Raw genomic sequence first — 17,500 nt, 5'->3', positions numbered from 1 at the left:
ACGTAGGCGCGACCACGGACGCTGTCCACAGCCACCCCGGCAGGGCCTTTACCGACATGGATCGGGGGGCCGACGAACGCGTTGGTCCTGGTGTCGATCACCGATACGGTGCCCGAGCCGGAGTTGACGACATAGAGGCGATCACTGCGCAGGTCTTTGTGCATCGCGGCAAAGGCGTGAGGAGCCGAGGCGGACAGGAGGGCGATGGAGAATGCCGCCAGGATGACGCTCAACCGGTCGAGCCGCCGACGCCGTGCGCTACGGCGTGAGAATGCGGGCACGTCGCCTGGCAGAAGCTCAGGGAGAGTTCGGGACATTCTTCCTCCAGGCCGGTCGACTCGTGGGGGCCGTCGTGATGGGTGCGACGGCTGAGCAGCAAAGAGCGTCCACGACCGTCACAGCACATCCTTGGGTCCGCTGCGGCGCTCTGCCAGCCGGACTGCGCTGAACGTGACCGCTTGCCGAGACTTCCCCCCATGAGTTCAGGAACCGAGGCCGCGACCGAAGGCAGCGGGCCGATCCCAGCCGAGCCCCTCGAAAGCCACTCCGACACCTCCCGATGGGCGTCCCCGGCCAAGCCGCGGAGCACGCAGCTGAGGCCCTGGTCCGGTTACCCCTGTGCCCTCAAGTGATCCAGGAGGCCTGTCCGGTGGGCCGGTCCGACGGCCCACGGCCCACAGACGGCCCAGCCCCCGACGCACGCGAAGGGGCCGCCGGTCACAGACCGACGGCCCCAGAGGCTCGACGCGGCTCGAAACCGCTCTGACCTGCCCTTACAGCACCGGCAGGTTCTTCCGCAGTTCGAAGGCCGTCACCTCGGAGCGGTACTCCTCCCACTCCTGCTTCTTGTTGCGGAGGAAGAAGTCGTAGACGTGCTCGCCCAGCGTCTCGGCGACGAGTTCGCTGCGCTCCATGAGGGCGATGGCCTCGCCGAGGTTCTGCGGGAGCGGCTCGATGCCCATGGCGCGGCGCTCGGCGTCGGACAGGGCCCACACGTCGTCGTCGGCGCCCGGCGGGAGCTCGTAGCCCTCCTCGATGCCCTTGAGTCCGGCGGCGAGCAGTACGGCGTACGTCAGGTACGGGTTCGCGCCCGAGTCGATGGAGCGGACCTCGACGCGTGCGGAGCCGGTCTTGCCGGGCTTGTACATCGGGACGCGGATCAGGGCCGAGCGGTTGTTGTGGCCCCAGCAGATGTACGAGGGGGCCTCGCCGCCGGCGCCCGCGGTGCGGCCGCCGCCGCCCCAGATGCGCTTGTAGGAGTTGACCCACTGGTTGGTGACGGCGGAGATCTCGGCGGCGTGCTTGAGCAGGCCCGCGATGAAGGAGCGCCCGACCTTGGACAGCTGGTACTCGGAGCCGGACTCGTAGAACGCGTTGCGGTCGCCCTCGAAGAGGGACAGGTGCGTGTGCATGCCGGAGCCGGGGTGGTCCGAGAACGGCTTCGGCATGAAGGTCGCCTGCACGCCCTGCTCCAGCGCCACCTGCTTCATGACGAGGCGGAACGTCATGATGTTGTCGGCCGTGGACAGCGCGTCCGCGTACCGCAGGTCGATCTCCTGCTGGCCGGGGGCGCCCTCGTGGTGGCTGAACTCGACGGAGATGCCCATGGATTCGAGCATGGTGATCGCCTGGCGGCGGAAGTCCATGCCGACGTTCTGCGGGGTGTGGTCGAAGTAGCCGGAGTTGTCGGCCGGGGTGGGGCGGGAGCCGTCGAGCGGCTTGTTCTTGAGGAGGAAGAACTCGATCTCCGGGTGCGTGTAGAAGGTGAAGCCCAGGTCCGAGGTCTTCGCGAGGGCCCGCTTCAGCACGTAGCGCGGGTCCGCGAACGACGGGGAGCCGTCGGGCATCAGGATGTCGCAGAACATCCGCGCGGTGCCGGGGGCCTCGGCGCGCCAGGGCAGCACCTGGAAGGTCGACGGATCAGGCTTGGCGATCATGTCCGACTCGTAGACGCGGGCGAAGCCCTCGATCGCGGAGCCGTCGAAGCCGATGCCTTCGTCGAAGGCCTGCTCCAGCTCCGCCGGGGCCACGGCCACCGACTTCAGGAAGCCGAGGACATCCGTGAACCACAGGCGGACGAACCGGATATCCCGCTCCTCGAGCGTCCGGAGCACGAATTCCTGCTGCTTGTCCATCTTCCGATTCCACCCATCCTTGCTGGTCAGGCCGCCTGCGTCCGCGCCCTGCGGGACACCGTCGGCAGGCTCCTGAGCATCCCACCACATCACCGTTTCGTGCGCGTTGCCGACCTTGATCGACCGGCCGGCCCGGGCCCGAACATCGTGCGAACAGCAGATGTATACGACTCCGTGCCCATAGTGCCTGCCGAGGCCCCTGGTCCCATAGTCCCTGCCGCCCGGAGCGCCTGCTACACGGCATGGCAACGGCCCCGTTCTCCCCACTACGATCAGCGGACCCGTAGCTCCGTCCCGTCCCTTTCCCAGAAGGACTCACCATGGGTTCCGCCAAGAACACCGGCTCCGCGACGCGCAAGGCCCGGATAGAGGAGATGCGCCGCGCCGAGCGCTCCCGCGAGCGCCTGCGCCGCGTCCTCGTCGTCGTAGTCAGCGCCGTCGTCGTCGTGTGCCTCGCCGGTTTCGGGGCGTGGGCCCTCATGAAGGGCGACGACGCGAAGGACACGGCGGACGCGAAGTCGTCGGCCGGGTCGTTCAAGACCGGCTCGGACGGTGTGAAGACCTGGACCGGGAAGCTGGACCGCAACCACGTCGCGAAGAAGGTGACGTACCCGATGACGCCGCCGGTGGGCGGGGACCACAACCAGGTCTGGATGAACTGCAACGGCGACGTCTACAAGAAGCCGATCCCGAACGAGAACGCGGTGCACGCCCTGGAGCACGGCGCGGTCTGGGTGACGTACACGGACAAGGCCGACCCGGGCGACGTGCAGAAGCTCGCGGCGAAGGTCCGCCAGACGCCGTACTCGCTGATGAGCCCGGACCAGGACCAGAAGGACCCGATCATGCTGAGCGCCTGGGGTCACCAGCGGACCGTGAAGAGCGCCACCGACCCGGACGTGGCCTCGTTCTTCTCGACGTTCGTCCAGGGCAAGCAGACGCCCGAGCCGGGTGCCGCCTGCACCAACGGTCTGTCCCAGTGAGGCGCGCGGCCTGGATCGCGCCGGCCGTGGCGGCGGTGCTCGTCGCGGCCGGGGCGGTCACGTACGCGGTCGCCGACGGGGACGACGGCGGTTCGTCGGCCGTGCGGGTGCCGGGCACCGAGTCCGCCGACGCGGGGTTCGCGCGGGACATGGCGGTCCACCATCAGCAGGCCGTCGAGATGTCGTACATCGTGCGCGACCGCACCGATGACGAGGAGGTGCGCCGCCTCGCCTACGACATCGCGCAGACCCAGGCCAACCAGCGCGGCATGCTGCTCGGCTGGCTCGACCTGTGGGGGCTGCCGAAGGTGTCCGCGAAGCCGCCGATGTCCTGGATGGGCATGGGTGACATGCCGCCGGGACAGGACGGCGCGCTGATGCCGGGCATGGCCACGAACTCGCAGCTCGACGAGCTCCGCAAGGCGAAAGGCAAGCGGGCCGAGGTGCTGTACCTCCAGCTGATGACCGCGCACCACAAGGGCGGCGTCCACATGGCCGAGGGGTGCGTGGAGCGCTGCGGGGTCGGGGTGGAGAAGCGGCTCGCGGCGGGCATGGTCGCCTCGCAGAAGTCGGAACTCGACCTGATGGCGGGAATGTTGAAGGACCGGTCATAGGACCGGGAAGCCTCACCCCGATCACGTACCGCCCCAAATCGCCCTCGTATGGCGTTCCTTGGGCTCTTCTTGGCGCTTCCATTCCCCTTGCATGAACGGTTCGGCGCAACAGTGATCAGTTGCGTGCGCAGGTCGATCCAGTGCACGCGCGTCACCGTCGCCACACGCGACGAACCACATCGCAGGGGGTTGTATGAGATCCACCCGTGCCGCGGCCCGCGCCGGGCTCAGCCTGGCAGCGACACTGCCACTGCTCGCCGGCGCGCTCGCCATCGCAGCACCCGTCGCCCAGGCCGACCCGAACCCGGGCGCCCGCGACGCACTGACCGGTACCAAGCCGCTGTGGGCCACGGCCAAGGCCGACCAGGGTGCCGCGTCGAACAGCTCCACCGTGCACGCCCGCGTCTACCTCGCGGGGCGCGACGCGGCGGGCCTCGCGGCGTACGCGAAGGCCGTGTCCGACCCGCAGTCGGCGTCGTACGGCAAGTACCTCAGCGCCAAGCAGGCGCAGGCCCGCTTCGGCGCGACCGAGGCCCAGATAGCCGAGGTCACGAAGTGGCTCGAGTCCTCGGGCCTCACCGTGACCGACGTCAGCAAGCACTACATCTCCGTGTCGGGCGAAGTCGCCGCCGCCGAGAAGGCGTTCGGCGCCCAGCTGCACAACTACGCCAAGGGCAAGCACACCTACCGCGCGCCCACGGCCGCCGCCACGGTGCCCGCGTCCCTGAACGGCGCGGTCCTCACCGTGACCGGCCTGGACAGCGCGCCGCACAAGGCGAACCACGACGAGACGCTGCCGCCGCCGGACGCCGTGTTCCACAACGCCGGCCCCTTCTCGTCGTACTACGGCTCGAAGACGGCGAGCACCCTGCCGTCCGCGTACGGCCAGAAGGCCCCGTACGCCGTGAAGGGCTACACCGGCAAGCAGCTGCGTGCCGCCTACGGCGCCGGCAAGAAGACCGGCAAGGGAGTCCGCGTCGCCATCACCGACGCGTACGCCTCGCCGACCATCGCGAAGGACGCGGCCACCTACGCCAAGCGCAACGGTGACGCGCCCTACCGCAGTGGCCAGCTGAAGCAGGTCCTGCCCGCGGACTACACCAAGACCGAGGAGTGCGGAGCGTCCGGCTGGTACGGCGAGGAGACCCTCGACGTCGAGGCCGTGCACGCCGTGGCTCCCGCGGCCGACATCACCTACGTCGGCGCCGCGTCCTGCTACGACGACGCGCTGCTCGACTCGCTCGGCAAGATCGTCGACGGCCACCTCGCCGACATCGTGTCGAACTCGTGGGGCGACATCGAGGCCAACCAGACCCCCGACCTCGCCGCCGCGTACGACCAGATCTTCCAGTACGGCGCGATCGAGGGCATCGGCTTCTACTTCTCGTCCGGCGACAACGGCGACGAGGTGGCGCACACCGGCACGAAGCAGGTCGACGTGCCCGCCAACTCGGCGTGGGTGACGTCGGTCGGCGGCACGTCGCTGGCCGTCGGCAAGGGCGACAAGTACCAGTTCGAGACCGGCTGGGGCACGCTCAAGGCCAACCTGTCGGCCAACGGCAAGAGCTGGGACGCCTTCCCCGGGGCGTACACCTCGGGCGCGGGCGGCGGCACCAGCAAGACGGTGAAGCAGCCGTTCTACCAGAGCGGTGTCGTCCCGAACTCGTTGGCGCGCGCCAACGGCGGCTCGCAGAAGATGCGTACCGTTCCGGACATCTCCGCGGTGGCCGACCCGAACACCGGCTTCCTCGTCGGCCAGTCACAGACGTTCCCCGACGGCTCGCTCAAGTACGACGAGTACCGCATCGGCGGCACGTCGCTCGCGGCGCCCGTCATCGCGGGTGTGCAGGCGCTGGTCCAGGAGGCCCGCGGCGGGCACGCGCTCGGCTTCGCCAACCCGGCGATCTACGACCGCTCCGGTTCGAAGATCTACCACGACGTGACGGACAAGCCGAACGGCCATGACCTCGCGGTCGTCCGTGTCGACTACGCGAACGGGTTCGACGCGGCCGACGGCCTGCTGACCTCCCTGCGCAGCCTCGGCAAGGACAGCTCGCTCAAGGCCGTCCGCGGCTACGACGACGTGACGGGTGTCGGCTCGCCGGCGCCGGGCTACGTGACGTCCTTCGGCCGTCGCTGACCCACGATGAGCGGCGCCCGCCCCCGGGGATGACCGGGGGCGGGCGCCGCTTCAACTCCCCACCGCCTACTACTGCTTGACGACCCTCAGGTCGTCGCACCAGCCGCTGCCCTTGCCGGTGCGGGTGTAGCAGTAGAGGGTCGCCGAGGTGTTGGTGGCGCCCGTGGTGAAGGTGATGCTGCCCGTACGCCACCCGAAGGCGCTGAAGGCGGGAATCCGGGTCTCGGTCCCGCCGAAGTTCTTCACTCCCACGGCGAGTTGGGTGTCGTACGCGTCGACGCGCCCCCAGCCGGAGAGCATGTACGTCGTGTTCGGCGCGACGGTGATCTTCTGCTCGGCCGTGCTCGGGGTCCCAGAGACGCGCAGGCTGGAGCCGCCTCCGTGCGGATTCGCGGTGTCGGCCGCGACGGCCCCCGAGGGCGCCCAGGGCGAGACGCCCGTCTCGAATCCGGGGTTGGCGACCAGATTGGTCCCGCCCGAACAGGCGGCGTCATCGAACGCGGAGACCTGCTGGGCGCCGATGTCGGGACGACAGGCGACGGGCGCGGGCGAGCCGAAGTAGTCCTTGCCGCCGGAGCCGGTGGTGACCTGCCCGGCACCGCGCGCGGGCGAACCGGCCTTGAGCTTGTATCCCGCGGGATCGGCGGAGCCCGGGTCGGCGAGGAGCGGGTCGGCGGTCACCTTGCCGGGGTCGGCGGGCTCGGACGCCGGATGGTTGCCGTACATGACGTTGTTGCGCCAGGTGTGCTCTGCGGGCTTGCCGCCGTAACCGCCGGTGCCGAGGTTGTAGAAGATGTTGTTGCTCCACAGCGTGGTGGACGCACCACCACTGCTCTCCACGACGGACGTGGTGGAACCGGCCCCCATGTAGAAGGTGTTGTCGAGGATCTGGGCGGCCGCGTCGCCGACGGCGTACAGGATGCGCGAGCCGTCGTTGACGGAGAGGTTGTAGCGCGCGACGGTCCCGGCCGTGTCGGCGCCGCTGCCGCAGGCCCCGCACAGCAGCAGGAAGCCGCCCTCGTTGTCGTGGCTGTAGTTGTACTGGAAGACGGCGCCGCGGGTGCCGAAGTCGGCGTCGAAGGCCATGCCGTCGTTCATGCCCGCCTTACGGCGCACATGGTGGACCTCGTTGTACTGGAAGACGGTCCCGTCGCTGTTGATGGTCCACAGCCCCGCGTTGTTGCCCGCCGAACGCATCCAGATGTCGTACGCCTCGTTGTGCTCGGCCAGGGCGTCGCGGGTCACGCGGACGACCATGCCGTCGCCGCCGATGTCGTGGATCTTGTTGCCGCGGAACACGACGCGCGTGCTCGCCGTCCACGCGGGACCACTGGTACAGCCGTAGACGGCTCGGCAGGCCCAGGTGGACTGGGTGGTCAGGCCCTCGCGGTCGACCTTGTAGATCTCGCTGTTCTGGACGAGTACGTCGTCGAAGCGGGTCGGTGTCACAGTCCCGGACACGCGGAACTGGATGCCGTTGCTGTTCTTGGTGTCGCCGCCGTTGACGTCGTGGACGTAGACGTCGTCGAGGACGTAGTGGGTACCGGTGCCGTGGTCGGCGAGTTCGACGAGGATGCCGTTGCGCTCGGCGTCCGTGGCGCCCTTGTTGGTGACCTCAAGACCCTGGATCTCCCACTGCTCGACATTGAGCAGATGGACGGCGGCGTAGACGGTGCCGCCTCCCTCGATCACGGGGCGCGCGCCGCCGGAGCCGTAGGGGGCGACCCTGACGGGTGCGGCGGCGGAGCCCGATCCGGTGGGCTTGAGCTGGCCGCGGCAGGTGGCTCCGCGCTTGAAGTAGAGCCGGTCGCCGGGCCCGTAGGTGACGGCGTTGGCGGCGGCGAGGCTGTTGTAGGGCGCGGCGAGGCTGCCGTCACCGTTCGCGGCGGCGGAACAGTCCACGTAGTAGGGGGTGCTCGCGGACTGCGAGGGGTGGGACGGACGGCCGGGGTGCGCGGGGCCGGCGGCCTGGGCGCCGGGCGGGGACACAAGGGCGGAGGCGGTGAGGGCGAGACCGGCCGCGAGCGGGGTGCAGGCTCTTCGGAGCGCGGATGTAACCGGTGCCATTCTTACTCCTGAAGGTAGGAGAGGCGGTCGGCAAGTACCGTGTCCAGCACGGAGGTTGACGTCAAGAGCCCGCCGGGAAACGGTTACATCAACCGACCCTCACTCTCTCAGGCGAGCCGCCCGAGCTCCTCCCTGACGAGCCGCCCGAGAAGCTCCTCACCCCGCGCGTACCGCTCGGCCTCCTCCACCGCGTACAGCCCCAGCCGACGCACCTCTCCGCCCTGCGCGCCCGCCACGTGCGGGGTGACGAGGACGTTGGGCAGGGCGAGCAGCGGGTGTTCCGGGGGCAGCGGTTCGGGGTCGGTGACATCGAGGAACGCGTCGAGCCGCCCGGCGACACACTCGCGAGTCAGCGCCTCGGTATCGACGAGCGAACCCCGGGCGGTGTTCACGACAACACCCCCGTCCGGCATGAGCTTCAGCATCGCCTCCCCCAACAGCCCACGGGTCTCCGGAAGTTGAGGAGCGTGCACGCTGACGACGGAACTGCGCCGGCACAGCTCGGGCAGCTCGACGAGTTCGGCGCCGAGCCCGGCGGCATCGGCCTCGGTGACGTACGGATCGGTGAGCAGGATCCGGTACCCCGCGTCCGAGGCGCGCAGCCCGGCGATGACGCGCCGGCCGATGCGGGAGGCGCCGATGATCCCGACGACGCGGCCGTCGGCGCCCTCGCGTTCGGTGAAGCCGGGCCAGCCGCCGGAGTAGCGGGCGGCGACGGGCAGCACCTTCTTGGCCGCGAAGGTGATCGCGGCGAGCGTGAAGGCGACGACGGGGCCCGCGTTGGCGTCGGCTGCGGAGGAGACGGTGATGCCGGGCCGGTCCCACAGGGCGTCCGAGACGACGGGCTTGACCGATCCGGCGGCGTGCACGACGGCGCGGAGCCGGGGCGCCTGGGCCAGGACGTCCTCGGTGAGCCGCGGGCAGCCCCAGCCGGTGATCAGCACCTCGACGCCGGAGAGGACCGTGCGGGCCTCGGGCGTGCCGAGCGGTCCGGTCAGCGCAACGGGCGCGAGGTCGGCGCACCGGCCCAACCGTTGCCGCAGGTCGGTCGGGATGACCCGGTCGAGCACCTCGGCATCCATGGCCAGTGCCGCGATCGGTCGGTGTGCTGCCACGCGCTACCACCCTCCAGCTGCAGATCTTTAGTAACCGGTTACCTCAAGATGTCAGGAGGCTAGGCCCAACCCTGAAGGATGGTCAATAGATCGCTGGGACAAGGGGGTTGACCTGGCGTAGTAACCGTTTTAGATTCCCGCTCACCTTGTTCCAACGACGGAGGGGTTTCCGTGCCCACGGTGGCGAAGGACAGGCCCGAGACCGAGGCGGTGAAGCCCCCCGGCACTGAGAGCAGCGGGTCAAACACGCACAAACCCAGGCAGGACAGCTTCCGGAAACGGTTTCGGAGCAGCCGCACGTTCCTGCTGCTCATGGTCCCGGGCCTGGCCTACTTCCTGGTGTTCCACTACGGCGCCTTCGTCGGCAACGTCGTGGCGTTCAAGGAGTACGTCCCGTTCGACGGCCTCTGGGCGAGCCCCTGGGTGGGCTTCGAGAACTTCACGAGGATGTTCGGCGACGCGGACTTCTGGCACGCGACGTGGAACACCTTCTACATAGCCGTGCTGCAGCTGACCTTCTTCTTCCCCGTCCCCCTGTCGATCGCCCTGCTCCTCCACAGCCTGACGTCGGACCTCCTGCGCCGCTTCGTGCAGTCGGTGGTCTACCTGCCGCACTTCCTGTCCTGGGTGATCGTGGTCGCACTGTTCCAGCAAGTCCTGTCCGACACAGGACTGTTGAACTCGTTCCTGGGCGACTCGGGGATCCATACGGTCGACATCATCGGCAACCCGGACGCGTACCGCCCCCTCGTCGTCGCCGAGGTGGTCTGGAAGGACGCCGGCTGGGGCACGATCATCTTCCTCGCGGCGCTGATGCAGGTCGACGAGCAGCAGTACGAGGCGGCGGCGATCGACGGTGCGGGCCCCTGGCGCCGCTTCTGGCACGTCACGCTGCCGTCCATCCGCCCGATCATCGTGCTCCTCCTGATCATGCGGCTCGGCGACATCCTGTCCGTCGGCTTCGAACAGATGCTGCTCCAGCGCCAGTCCGTGGGCCCGGAGGTGGGCGAGGTCCTGGACACGTTCGTGTTCTGGCAGGGAATTGTCGGCGGGGACACCGGATACGCGGCAGCGGCAGGGCTGTTCAAGGGCCTGGTGGGCGCGGTCCTCGTCTTCACGGCCAACCGGGTGGCGCACAAGCTGGGCGAACAGGGGATCTACAAGTGACCACGACGACGAGAAACCCCACACGCCCGGCGTGGAAGGAGAGGCCAGGGCCCGCCACCCAGGCAGCCAAGGCGGTCGCGATAGCCGTCGTCCTGGCCCTGGTCCTGATCCCGTTCCTGGTGATCATCTCCACGTCACTCGCCTCGAACAAAGAGGTGGTGGACAACGGCGGCTGGGTCCTGTGGCCCACGGACCCGACCCTGAGGGCGTACCGGAACATTCTCAGCGGCGGCATCGTCACCAAGGCCTTGGGCGTAAGCATCGGCGTAACCCTCACAGGCACCCTGGCATCCCTGGCCTGCACATCGTTCCTCGCCTACGCCCTGAGCCGCCCAGGGGTACTCGGCGGCAAACCGATCCTCCTCGTCATCCTCTTCACCTTCCTCTTCCCCCCGGGCATGATCCCGGCGTTCCTCCTGGTCAAGGGCCTCGGCCTGCAGAACATGTACGCGGCCCTGATAGCCCCCGTGCTGATCAACGTCTTCAACCTGGTGGTCCTGCGAGGCTTCTTCCAGGGGATACCGGAGGAGCTGTACGAGGCGGCGCGCCTGGACGGGGCGGGCGACTGGGCGGTGTTCTGGCGGATCGTGCTCCCGCTGTCCAAGGCAGCCCTCGCCGTAGTGGGCCTGTTCTACGCGGTGAGCTACTGGAACGCCTGGTTCAACGCCTCGATCTACCTGGAATCCGACCACTGGCCGCTCTCGCAGGTCCTGCGCACCTACGTGATCGGCGGAGCGCAGATCTCCGACACGGGCCTCAGTGAGGCCGGCATGGTCTCGGCCCCGCAGACGACCCAGATGGCGGTCCTGGTGATCGCCACCGTCCCGATCCTGCTCGTCTACCCGTTCCTCCAGAAGTACTTCACCAAGGGCGTGCTCACCGGCGCCGTCAAAAGCTAGCCAGCTGCCCACTTTCCCGAAGGGTCCACTCACGTGTCCGGTTCCTCGATGTCGCGTCGCACCCTGCTGCGTTCCATAGCCGTCGGCGGCGCCGCCCTGGCCGCCCCGTCCTTCCTGACCGCCTGTTCCACCGACTCGGGTGGCGGCGGCTCGGTCTCCAACGCGGGCAAGAAGGCGGCCGCGTGGCCGACGTACACCCCCGCCACCGGCGCGAAGCCGGACCTGGCGGCCACCGCGGAGGGCGTCCAGGCGGGCTACACCACGTACCCCGGCAAGCTGGTCAAGGCCGTCGCGGAGAAGCCCGGCACGGGCAAGGAGAAGATCAAGGTCCTCTCCATCACCTACGGCACACCCCCGAAGCCGGCGGCACAGAACAAGCTGTGGGCGGCGATCAACGAAGCTCTGGGCGTGGACGTCGAGTTCACCGTGGTCCCGGACGCGGACTTCCGCACGAAGATGGCGACGCTGTTCGCGGGCGACGACCTGCCGGACATCATCAACATCGGCGGCGGCTACGTCCTGCCGCGCGAGGCGCAGTTCGTGAAGTCCCGCTGCGCGGACCTCACCGAGTACCTGTCGGGCGACGCGGTGAAGGACTACCCGAACCTGGCGGGCATCCCGACGTACGCCTGGCAGGGCATGGGCCGGATCTCGGGCCGGATCTTCGGTGTCCCCGTGGAGCGCCCGAAGCCGCAGGACACGATGTACTTCAACGGCCAGGCGTTCACGAAGGCGGGCTACAAGCCAGGCATGTCCGCCGACGACTTCACGGCCATGGCAAAGGAAACGACAACACGCAGAACCTGGTCCCTGGGAGCGTCCTCCACCGCGTACTTCGGCTACAAAACACACGCCACATGGCACGGGGCGCCGAACCAGTGGCGCATCAAGGACGACAAGGCGACGTTCTTCGCGAGCACGGACGAGTTCAAGACCACGCTCGAGTTCATGTCGAACCTGCGCAAGGCCGGCGCGTACTACCCCGAAGCAACATCGGTCTCGCAGGTGGACCTCAAGACGCAGTTCTGGAACGGCACGGTCCTCTCCATGACGGACGGCTTCCTCTCCTACCCCGGCTCGGCACAGGGCATCAAGGACGCCTTCGACCTGGACGCGCTGGTCCCCTACACCCCCAAAGACACCACACCGGGCTACCAGCAGTCGCAGGGCATCTTCGGCTACACGGTGATCAAGAAGGCATCGAAGGACCGCGTGAAGCTGATGCTGCGGATCCTCGACTACCTGGCCTCGCCGTTCGGGACCGAGGAGTACGAGCTGGTGCACTTCGGCCTGGAGGGGACGCACTTCAAGCGGGACAAGGACAACAACCCGATAGCGACACCGCTCGGCCTGGTCGAGTCGAAGGTGAACCTGCCGTTCGTCTACCTGAGCGACGCGCCGCAGGTCCTGTACGCGCCGGGCTACGGAGACATCGTCGAACGCCTCCACGCCTGGCAGCAGAAGGTGATCCCGATGATGGTGCCGAACGACCGCTGGGGCCTGCAGTCGGACACGTACAACAAGCAGGGCGCGACGCTCGACCAGATCATCAGCGACGGCGTGACGGCCACGGTCACCGGCCGCCAGAAGGTCTCCGACTGGGACAAGGTCTACAAAAAGTGGCTGAACCAGGGTGGGCAGCAGGCGCTGGAGGAATTCGCCAAGGAGTACGAGGCGGCGCACTGAACGTACGGCATCGTCCATGATGGTCCGGGGCGGCATCGCCCGCCCCGGACAGGCAAGTTGAGGAGACACAACAGTGGGTGAGCGGGTCACCATCCGCGATGTGGCCGCACGCGCGGGCGTCTCGGTCGCGACTGTTTCGCGCGTCCTGGCGGGCAACTACCCGACATCGGCGGCCTCGCGCGCCAAGGTCCAAAGAGCGGTGAAGGACCTGGACTACGTGGTCAACGCGCATGCCCGAGCCCTCGCCGGCGCCGGCCGCAAGACGATCGCGGTCCTGATGTTCGACGTGGTCAGCTCGTTCTACGCGGCCGTGGCGCAGGGCGTGGAGATGGAAGCGGCCCAGCACAACAGACTCACCCTGGTCTGCTCGACGGGCGGCGACCCGGCCCGCGAACTGGCACTGGTCCAGATGATGCGCGAACAAGCGGCGGAGGCCGTGGTCCTGGTCGGCGGGGTCATCGAGGACGACGAGTACCGCGAGCGGATGGCGCACTACGCCCAGGCACTCGCCGCGGCCGGCTCGCGCCTGGTCCTGTGCGGCAGACCGGCACCGGCACCCGACGTCCCCGCACTCGTGGTCGAGTACGACAACGGAGCGGGCGCGCACGCGATAACAAGCCATCTCCTGGGCGCCGGTCACCGAAAGATCGCGATGATCGGCTACCAGCCGGGCAACACGACGGGCGAGGCCCGCGTAACGGGCTACCTGCGCGCACTGGACGACCACGGAGTCCCGCGCTCGGACGCGATCCTGCACGGCATCGGCTTCGGCCAGCACCACGGTTACGAGGCGATGCGGGACCTGCTCGACAAGTGCAACGGCAAGCCGGACTTCACGGCGGTCTTCGCGGGCGACGACCGCGTGGCGGCAGCGGCGATCCGCGCACTGGCGGAGGTGAACCTACGGGTCCCCGAGGACATCTCGGTGGTCGGCTACAACGACGACCCGGTGGCGGCAGACATCACGCCCGGCCTCACCACGGTCCACATCCCGGCCGCGGAACTGGGCCGCACGGCCGTAAGACTGGCCCTGACAGGCATGACCCGCCCAGGCCAGCAACGCCACCTCCTGGGCACGCACATAGTGATCAGAAACAGCGTCAGCCCACACCACGCCTGACCCGAGAAGCGGAAGACCCACCGGGCGGACAGCCGCGTACGAGACGCGGACCGCCGGCAGACAGCCCCACCGGACAGCCAGGCGCCGACGAATCGGGAGGGGCCGTGGGGGCATGTGCGCGCGGAGCCACCAGCACCACGTACGGGCGATTCGGCTGAGCAGCGGAAACCCGTAGAACAGCGAGCACGTACTGCCCCGCGGCCCCGCACCCAAGAAGCGCACCTGAGCAGCCCACACCGAGCCCGCACCCAAAAACGCACCCGAGCCCACCCCCACCGAACCCCCGGACCAAGACGACATCGCGTCAGACAGACGATAAACTGACCCCGTGCCTCAACTACGTCTCGCCCTGAATCAGATCGACTCGACCGTCGGAGATCTCGCCGGGAACGCCGAGGCGATCATCCGCTGGACCAAGCACGCCGCCGAACAGGGAGCGCACCTGGTCGCGTTCCCCGAGATGATCCTGACCGGCTACCCGGTGGAGGACCTCGCGCTGCGCGAGTCCTTCGTCGAGGCGTCCCGCCAGGCACTGACGGCCCTGGCCGAGCGCCTGGCCGCCGAGGGCCACGGCGACCTCCCCGTGATCGTCGGCTATCTGGACCGCTCGGAGAAGGCCCAGCCCAGGTACGGCCAGCCCGCAGGCGCCCCCCAGAACGCCGCCGCCGTCCTCCACAACGGCCGCGTAGCCCTGACGTTCGCCAAGCACCACCTCCCGAACTACGGCGTCTTCGACGAGTTCCGCTACTTCGTGCCGGGCGACACGATGCCCGTGATCCGCGTACGCGGAATCGACGTGGCGCTGGCCATCTGCGAGGACCTCTGGCAGGACGGCGGCCGCGTCCCGGCCACCCGAAGCGCCGGCGCCGGCCTCCTGATCTCGATCAACGCGTCGCCGTACGAGCAGAACAAGAACGACACGCGCCTGGACCTGGTGCGCAAGCGCGCCCAGGAGGCGGGCTGCACGCTGGCGTACGTCGCCACGATCGGCGGCCAGGACGAGCTCGTCTTCGACGGCGACTCGATCGTGGTGGACGCGGCGGGCGAAGTGGTGGCCAGGGCGCCCCAGTTCGCCGAGGGCTGCGTGGTCCTGGACCTGGACCTCCCGGCCGCCGAGCCGGAGGCCCCGTCGGGCACGGTCGACGACGGCCTGCGCATCGACCGCGTGACGCTCTCCGAGGACCAAGTCCCGGCGTACGACCCGGAGTTGACCGGCGGCTACGCCGACCGCCTGGACGGCGACGAGGAGGTCTACTCGGCGCTGGTCGTGGGCCTGCGCGCATACGCCGCGAAGAACGGCTTCCGCTCGGTGCTGATCGGCCTGTCGGGCGGCATCGACTCGGCGCTGACGGCGGCGATCGCGTGCGACGCGCTCGGCGCGCAGAACGTGTACGGCATCGCGATGCCGTCGAAATACTCCTCGGACCACTCCAAGGACGACGCGGCGGAGCTGGCCCGCCGGACGGGCCTCAACTTCCGTACGGTCCCGATCGAGCCGATGTTCGACGCGTACATGGGGTCGCTGGGCCTGACGGACCTCGCGGAGGAGAACCTCCAGTCGAGGCTGCGCGGCACGATGCTGATGGCGCTCTCCAACCAGGAGGGCCACATCGTGCTCGCGCCGGGCAACAAGTCCGAGCTGGCGGTGGGCTACTCGACGCTGTACGGCGACTCGGCAGGCGCGTACGGCCCGATCAAGGACGTGTACAAGACGACGGTCTTCCGGCTGGCCGAGTGGCGCAACCGGGCGGCGGCCGAGCGCGGCCAGACTCCCCCGATCCCGGAGAACTCGATCACGAAGCCGCCGAGCGCGGAGCTGCGCCCGGACCAGGTGGACACGGACTCGCTGCCGGACTACCCGGTGCTGGACGCGATCCTGGCGATGTACGTGGACCGGGACAGGGGCGCGGACGCGATCGTGGCGGCCGGGTTCGACGCGGACCTGGTGACGAAGACGCTGCGGATGGTGGACACGGCGGAGTACAAGCGCCGCCAGTACCCGCCGGGCACGAAGATCTCGGCGAAGGGCTTCGGCAAGGACCGCCGCCTGCCGATCACGAACAGGTGGCGGGAGACGGCGCAGTAGTCACCGCCCCCAGCCCTCCGAACCCCAAGCCCCGGAGCCCACCCGTCATATCACCGACGACGGGTGGGCTCCCCCGCGTCGTCCGGAGCCGAAGAAACGGCATCGGGCACATGCGAGGCCACGAGAAGCCCATGCCCAGCGGCACGCCCCGCCGTGGCGGAAGGGTCGACAACACGGGACGACCGACGAAGGTCGACCCCATAGGCAACCCCGGCCACCCCGATCCCGAGAACGGCGAGCCCGGCCCCGGCGACCGCAGGGGACGTGAGCCCGAACCCGGCGGCGAGTGCGAGCCCGCCGATCCAGGCCCCACCGGCGTTCGCGAGGTTGAAGGCGGCCTGGTTGGCGGAGGAGGCGAGGGAGGGCGCGGCGGAGGCCTTCTCCATGACCATGAGCTGGAGCGGGGACCCGGTGGTGAAGGCAGCCATACCGAGCAGCACGACGGCGACCCCGGCACTCCACTCGGCCCGCATCAGCACAGGGAACAGCGCCAGCACCACGACAAGCGAGACGAGCCCCCCGAACAGGGTCCCGCGCAGCGACCGGTCGGCAAGCCGCCCGCCGAGCAGGTTCCCGGCGGTGGCGCCGACGCCGAACAGGGCGAGGAGCAGCGTGACACTGGCCTCGGCGAACCCGGCGGTGCCGGTGAGCATCGGGGTGACATAGCTGTAGGCGGCGAAGAGGGCGCCGAACCCGGCGACGGTGGTGCCGAGGGAGAGCCACACGGGCAGGGAGCCGAGCGCCTTGAGCTCGCCGCGCAGCCCGCCGGTCTCGCCGTGGCCGTGGTCGGCGGGGACGAGGAGCAGGAGTGCGGCTATGGCGGCGAGCCCGATGGCGCTGACGGCGAGGAACGTGGCGCGCCAGCCGAGCTGCTGGCCCATGAGCGTGGCGATGGGGACGCCGATGACGTTGGCGACGGTGAGCCCGAGGAACATCAGGGACACCGAGCGAGCCTTGCGCTCGGGCGCGACGAGCGAGGTGGCGACGACGGCGCCGACGCCGAAGAAGGCGCCGTGCGGGAGCCCGCTGACGAAGCGCGCGGCCATGAGCAGGTGATAGTCGGGCGCGGCGGCGGAGATGGCGTTGCCGGCGACGAAGAGCACCATGAGCCCGACGAGGACGCGGCGGCGCGGCATGCGCGCGGTGAGGGCGGCGAGGAGCGGCGCGCCGATGACCACGCCGAGGGCGTACGCGGAGACGAGGTGGCCGGCGGAGGGGATGGAGATGTGCAGATCGTCCGCGACGTTGGGCAGGAGGCCCATCATCACGAACTCGGTGGTGCCGATGCCGAAGGCGCCCACGGCGAGGGCGAGCAGGGCCAGGGGCATGAAAACGGGACCTTCCACGGGAAGACGGGCGGGGGGACGCGGGAATCCGAATCCGTAAGTTTACGTGCGGAACAAACTGTCCCGCGCCAAGTATTCCGTGAGGTGAGGCCCCGGTTTCCACCGAGTCAACAACGGATGTGGGGAGCGGACGCGCACGTCA

12 protein-coding genes and 1 pseudogene are annotated in these 17,500 nt (G+C 69.1%); 8 read left to right on the top strand and 5 right to left on the bottom strand.

What is annotated here, in order from left to right; genetic code table 11:
* Positions 1-233, bottom strand: a pseudogene (locus ACIPWY_RS08570) (hypothetical protein); the annotation flags it as partial.
* A 540-nt stretch (positions 234-773) separates the two neighbouring features.
* A complete protein-coding gene (gene glnA / locus ACIPWY_RS08565) occupies positions 774-2,135 on the bottom strand; it encodes a type I glutamate--ammonia ligase (protein ID WP_100592577.1) in 1,362 nt (453 codons plus the stop codon).
* A 320-nt stretch (positions 2,136-2,455) separates the two neighbouring features.
* Between glnA and ACIPWY_RS08560 the strand changes: the two genes are divergently transcribed.
* The 3 genes from ACIPWY_RS08560 to ACIPWY_RS08550 all read left to right on the top strand — a co-directional run bounded on the left by ACIPWY_RS08560 (position 2,456) and on the right by ACIPWY_RS08550 (position 5,872).
* The gene (locus ACIPWY_RS08560; protein WP_362899799.1) at positions 2,456-3,118 is read left to right on the top strand and encodes a DUF3105 domain-containing protein; all 663 of its coding nucleotides are present in this window, start codon (positions 2,456-2,458) and stop codon (positions 3,116-3,118) included.
* The gene (locus ACIPWY_RS08555; protein WP_383888976.1) at positions 3,115-3,732 is read left to right on the top strand and encodes a DUF305 domain-containing protein; all 618 of its coding nucleotides are present in this window, start codon (positions 3,115-3,117) and stop codon (positions 3,730-3,732) included. The genes ACIPWY_RS08560 and ACIPWY_RS08555 overlap by 4 nt, the downstream gene beginning before the upstream one ends.
* A 193-nt stretch (positions 3,733-3,925) precedes the next feature.
* The gene (locus tag ACIPWY_RS08550) at positions 3,926-5,872 is read left to right on the top strand and encodes a S53 family peptidase (protein ID WP_362899795.1); all 1,947 of its coding nucleotides are present in this window, start codon (positions 3,926-3,928) and stop codon (positions 5,870-5,872) included.
* A gap of 69 nt (positions 5,873-5,941) precedes the next feature.
* Here ACIPWY_RS08550 and ACIPWY_RS08545 read toward each other — a convergent pair whose 3' ends face one another.
* Together ACIPWY_RS08545 and ACIPWY_RS08540 are read right to left on the bottom strand one after the other, a co-directional pair.
* The gene (locus ACIPWY_RS08545; RefSeq protein ID WP_401532502.1) at positions 5,942-7,939 is read right to left on the bottom strand and encodes a carbohydrate binding domain-containing protein; all 1,998 of its coding nucleotides are present in this window, start codon (positions 7,937-7,939) and stop codon (positions 5,942-5,944) included.
* A gap of 107 nt (positions 7,940-8,046) precedes the next feature.
* Positions 8,047-9,021 (bottom strand): hydroxyacid dehydrogenase, encoded by a 975-nt coding sequence (locus tag ACIPWY_RS08540; RefSeq protein WP_362900090.1) that lies wholly within the window; start codon positions 9,019-9,021, stop codon positions 8,047-8,049.
* 345 nt (positions 9,022-9,366) lie between these two features.
* On the opposite strand from ACIPWY_RS08540, the gene ACIPWY_RS08535 reads away from it, so the two are divergent.
* From ACIPWY_RS08535 to ACIPWY_RS08515, 5 genes are all read left to right on the top strand, one after another.
* On the top strand, positions 9,367-10,221 hold the full coding sequence (locus ACIPWY_RS08535) for an ABC transporter permease subunit (RefSeq protein WP_362899791.1): 855 nt from the start codon (positions 9,367-9,369) through the stop codon (positions 10,219-10,221).
* A complete protein-coding gene (locus ACIPWY_RS08530; protein WP_362899789.1) occupies positions 10,218-11,120 on the top strand; it encodes a carbohydrate ABC transporter permease in 903 nt (300 codons plus the stop codon). The genes ACIPWY_RS08535 and ACIPWY_RS08530 overlap by 4 nt, the downstream gene beginning before the upstream one ends.
* Positions 11,121-11,168: 48 nt before the next feature.
* Complete coding sequence (locus ACIPWY_RS08525; RefSeq protein ID WP_362899787.1) at positions 11,169-12,806, top strand: sugar ABC transporter substrate-binding protein; 1,638 nt, start codon at positions 11,169-11,171, stop codon at positions 12,804-12,806.
* Between the two features lie 73 nt (positions 12,807-12,879).
* Positions 12,880-13,926, top strand: coding sequence for a LacI family DNA-binding transcriptional regulator (locus ACIPWY_RS08520; protein ID WP_362899786.1), 1,047 nt, complete (start codon positions 12,880-12,882; stop codon positions 13,924-13,926).
* A gap of 328 nt (positions 13,927-14,254) precedes the next feature.
* Positions 14,255-16,012, top strand: a complete 1,758-nt coding sequence (locus ACIPWY_RS08515) for an NAD+ synthase (protein ID WP_393698322.1) — start codon at positions 14,255-14,257, stop codon at positions 16,010-16,012.
* 50 nt (positions 16,013-16,062) lie between these two features.
* On the opposite strand, the gene ACIPWY_RS08510 is transcribed toward ACIPWY_RS08515, so the two are convergent.
* Complete coding sequence (locus ACIPWY_RS08510; RefSeq protein WP_362899782.1) at positions 16,063-17,340, bottom strand: MFS transporter; 1,278 nt, start codon at positions 17,338-17,340, stop codon at positions 16,063-16,065.
* Positions 17,341-17,500: the final 160 nt, after the last annotated feature.

It is taken from the genome of Streptomyces sp. NPDC090032 (assembly GCF_044748025.1).
Taxonomy (GTDB): Bacteria; Actinomycetota; Actinomycetes; order Streptomycetales; family Streptomycetaceae; genus Streptomyces.
Note: the sequence above shows the minus strand (reverse complement) of the source record. Positions and strands in the feature narration are given on the sequence as shown.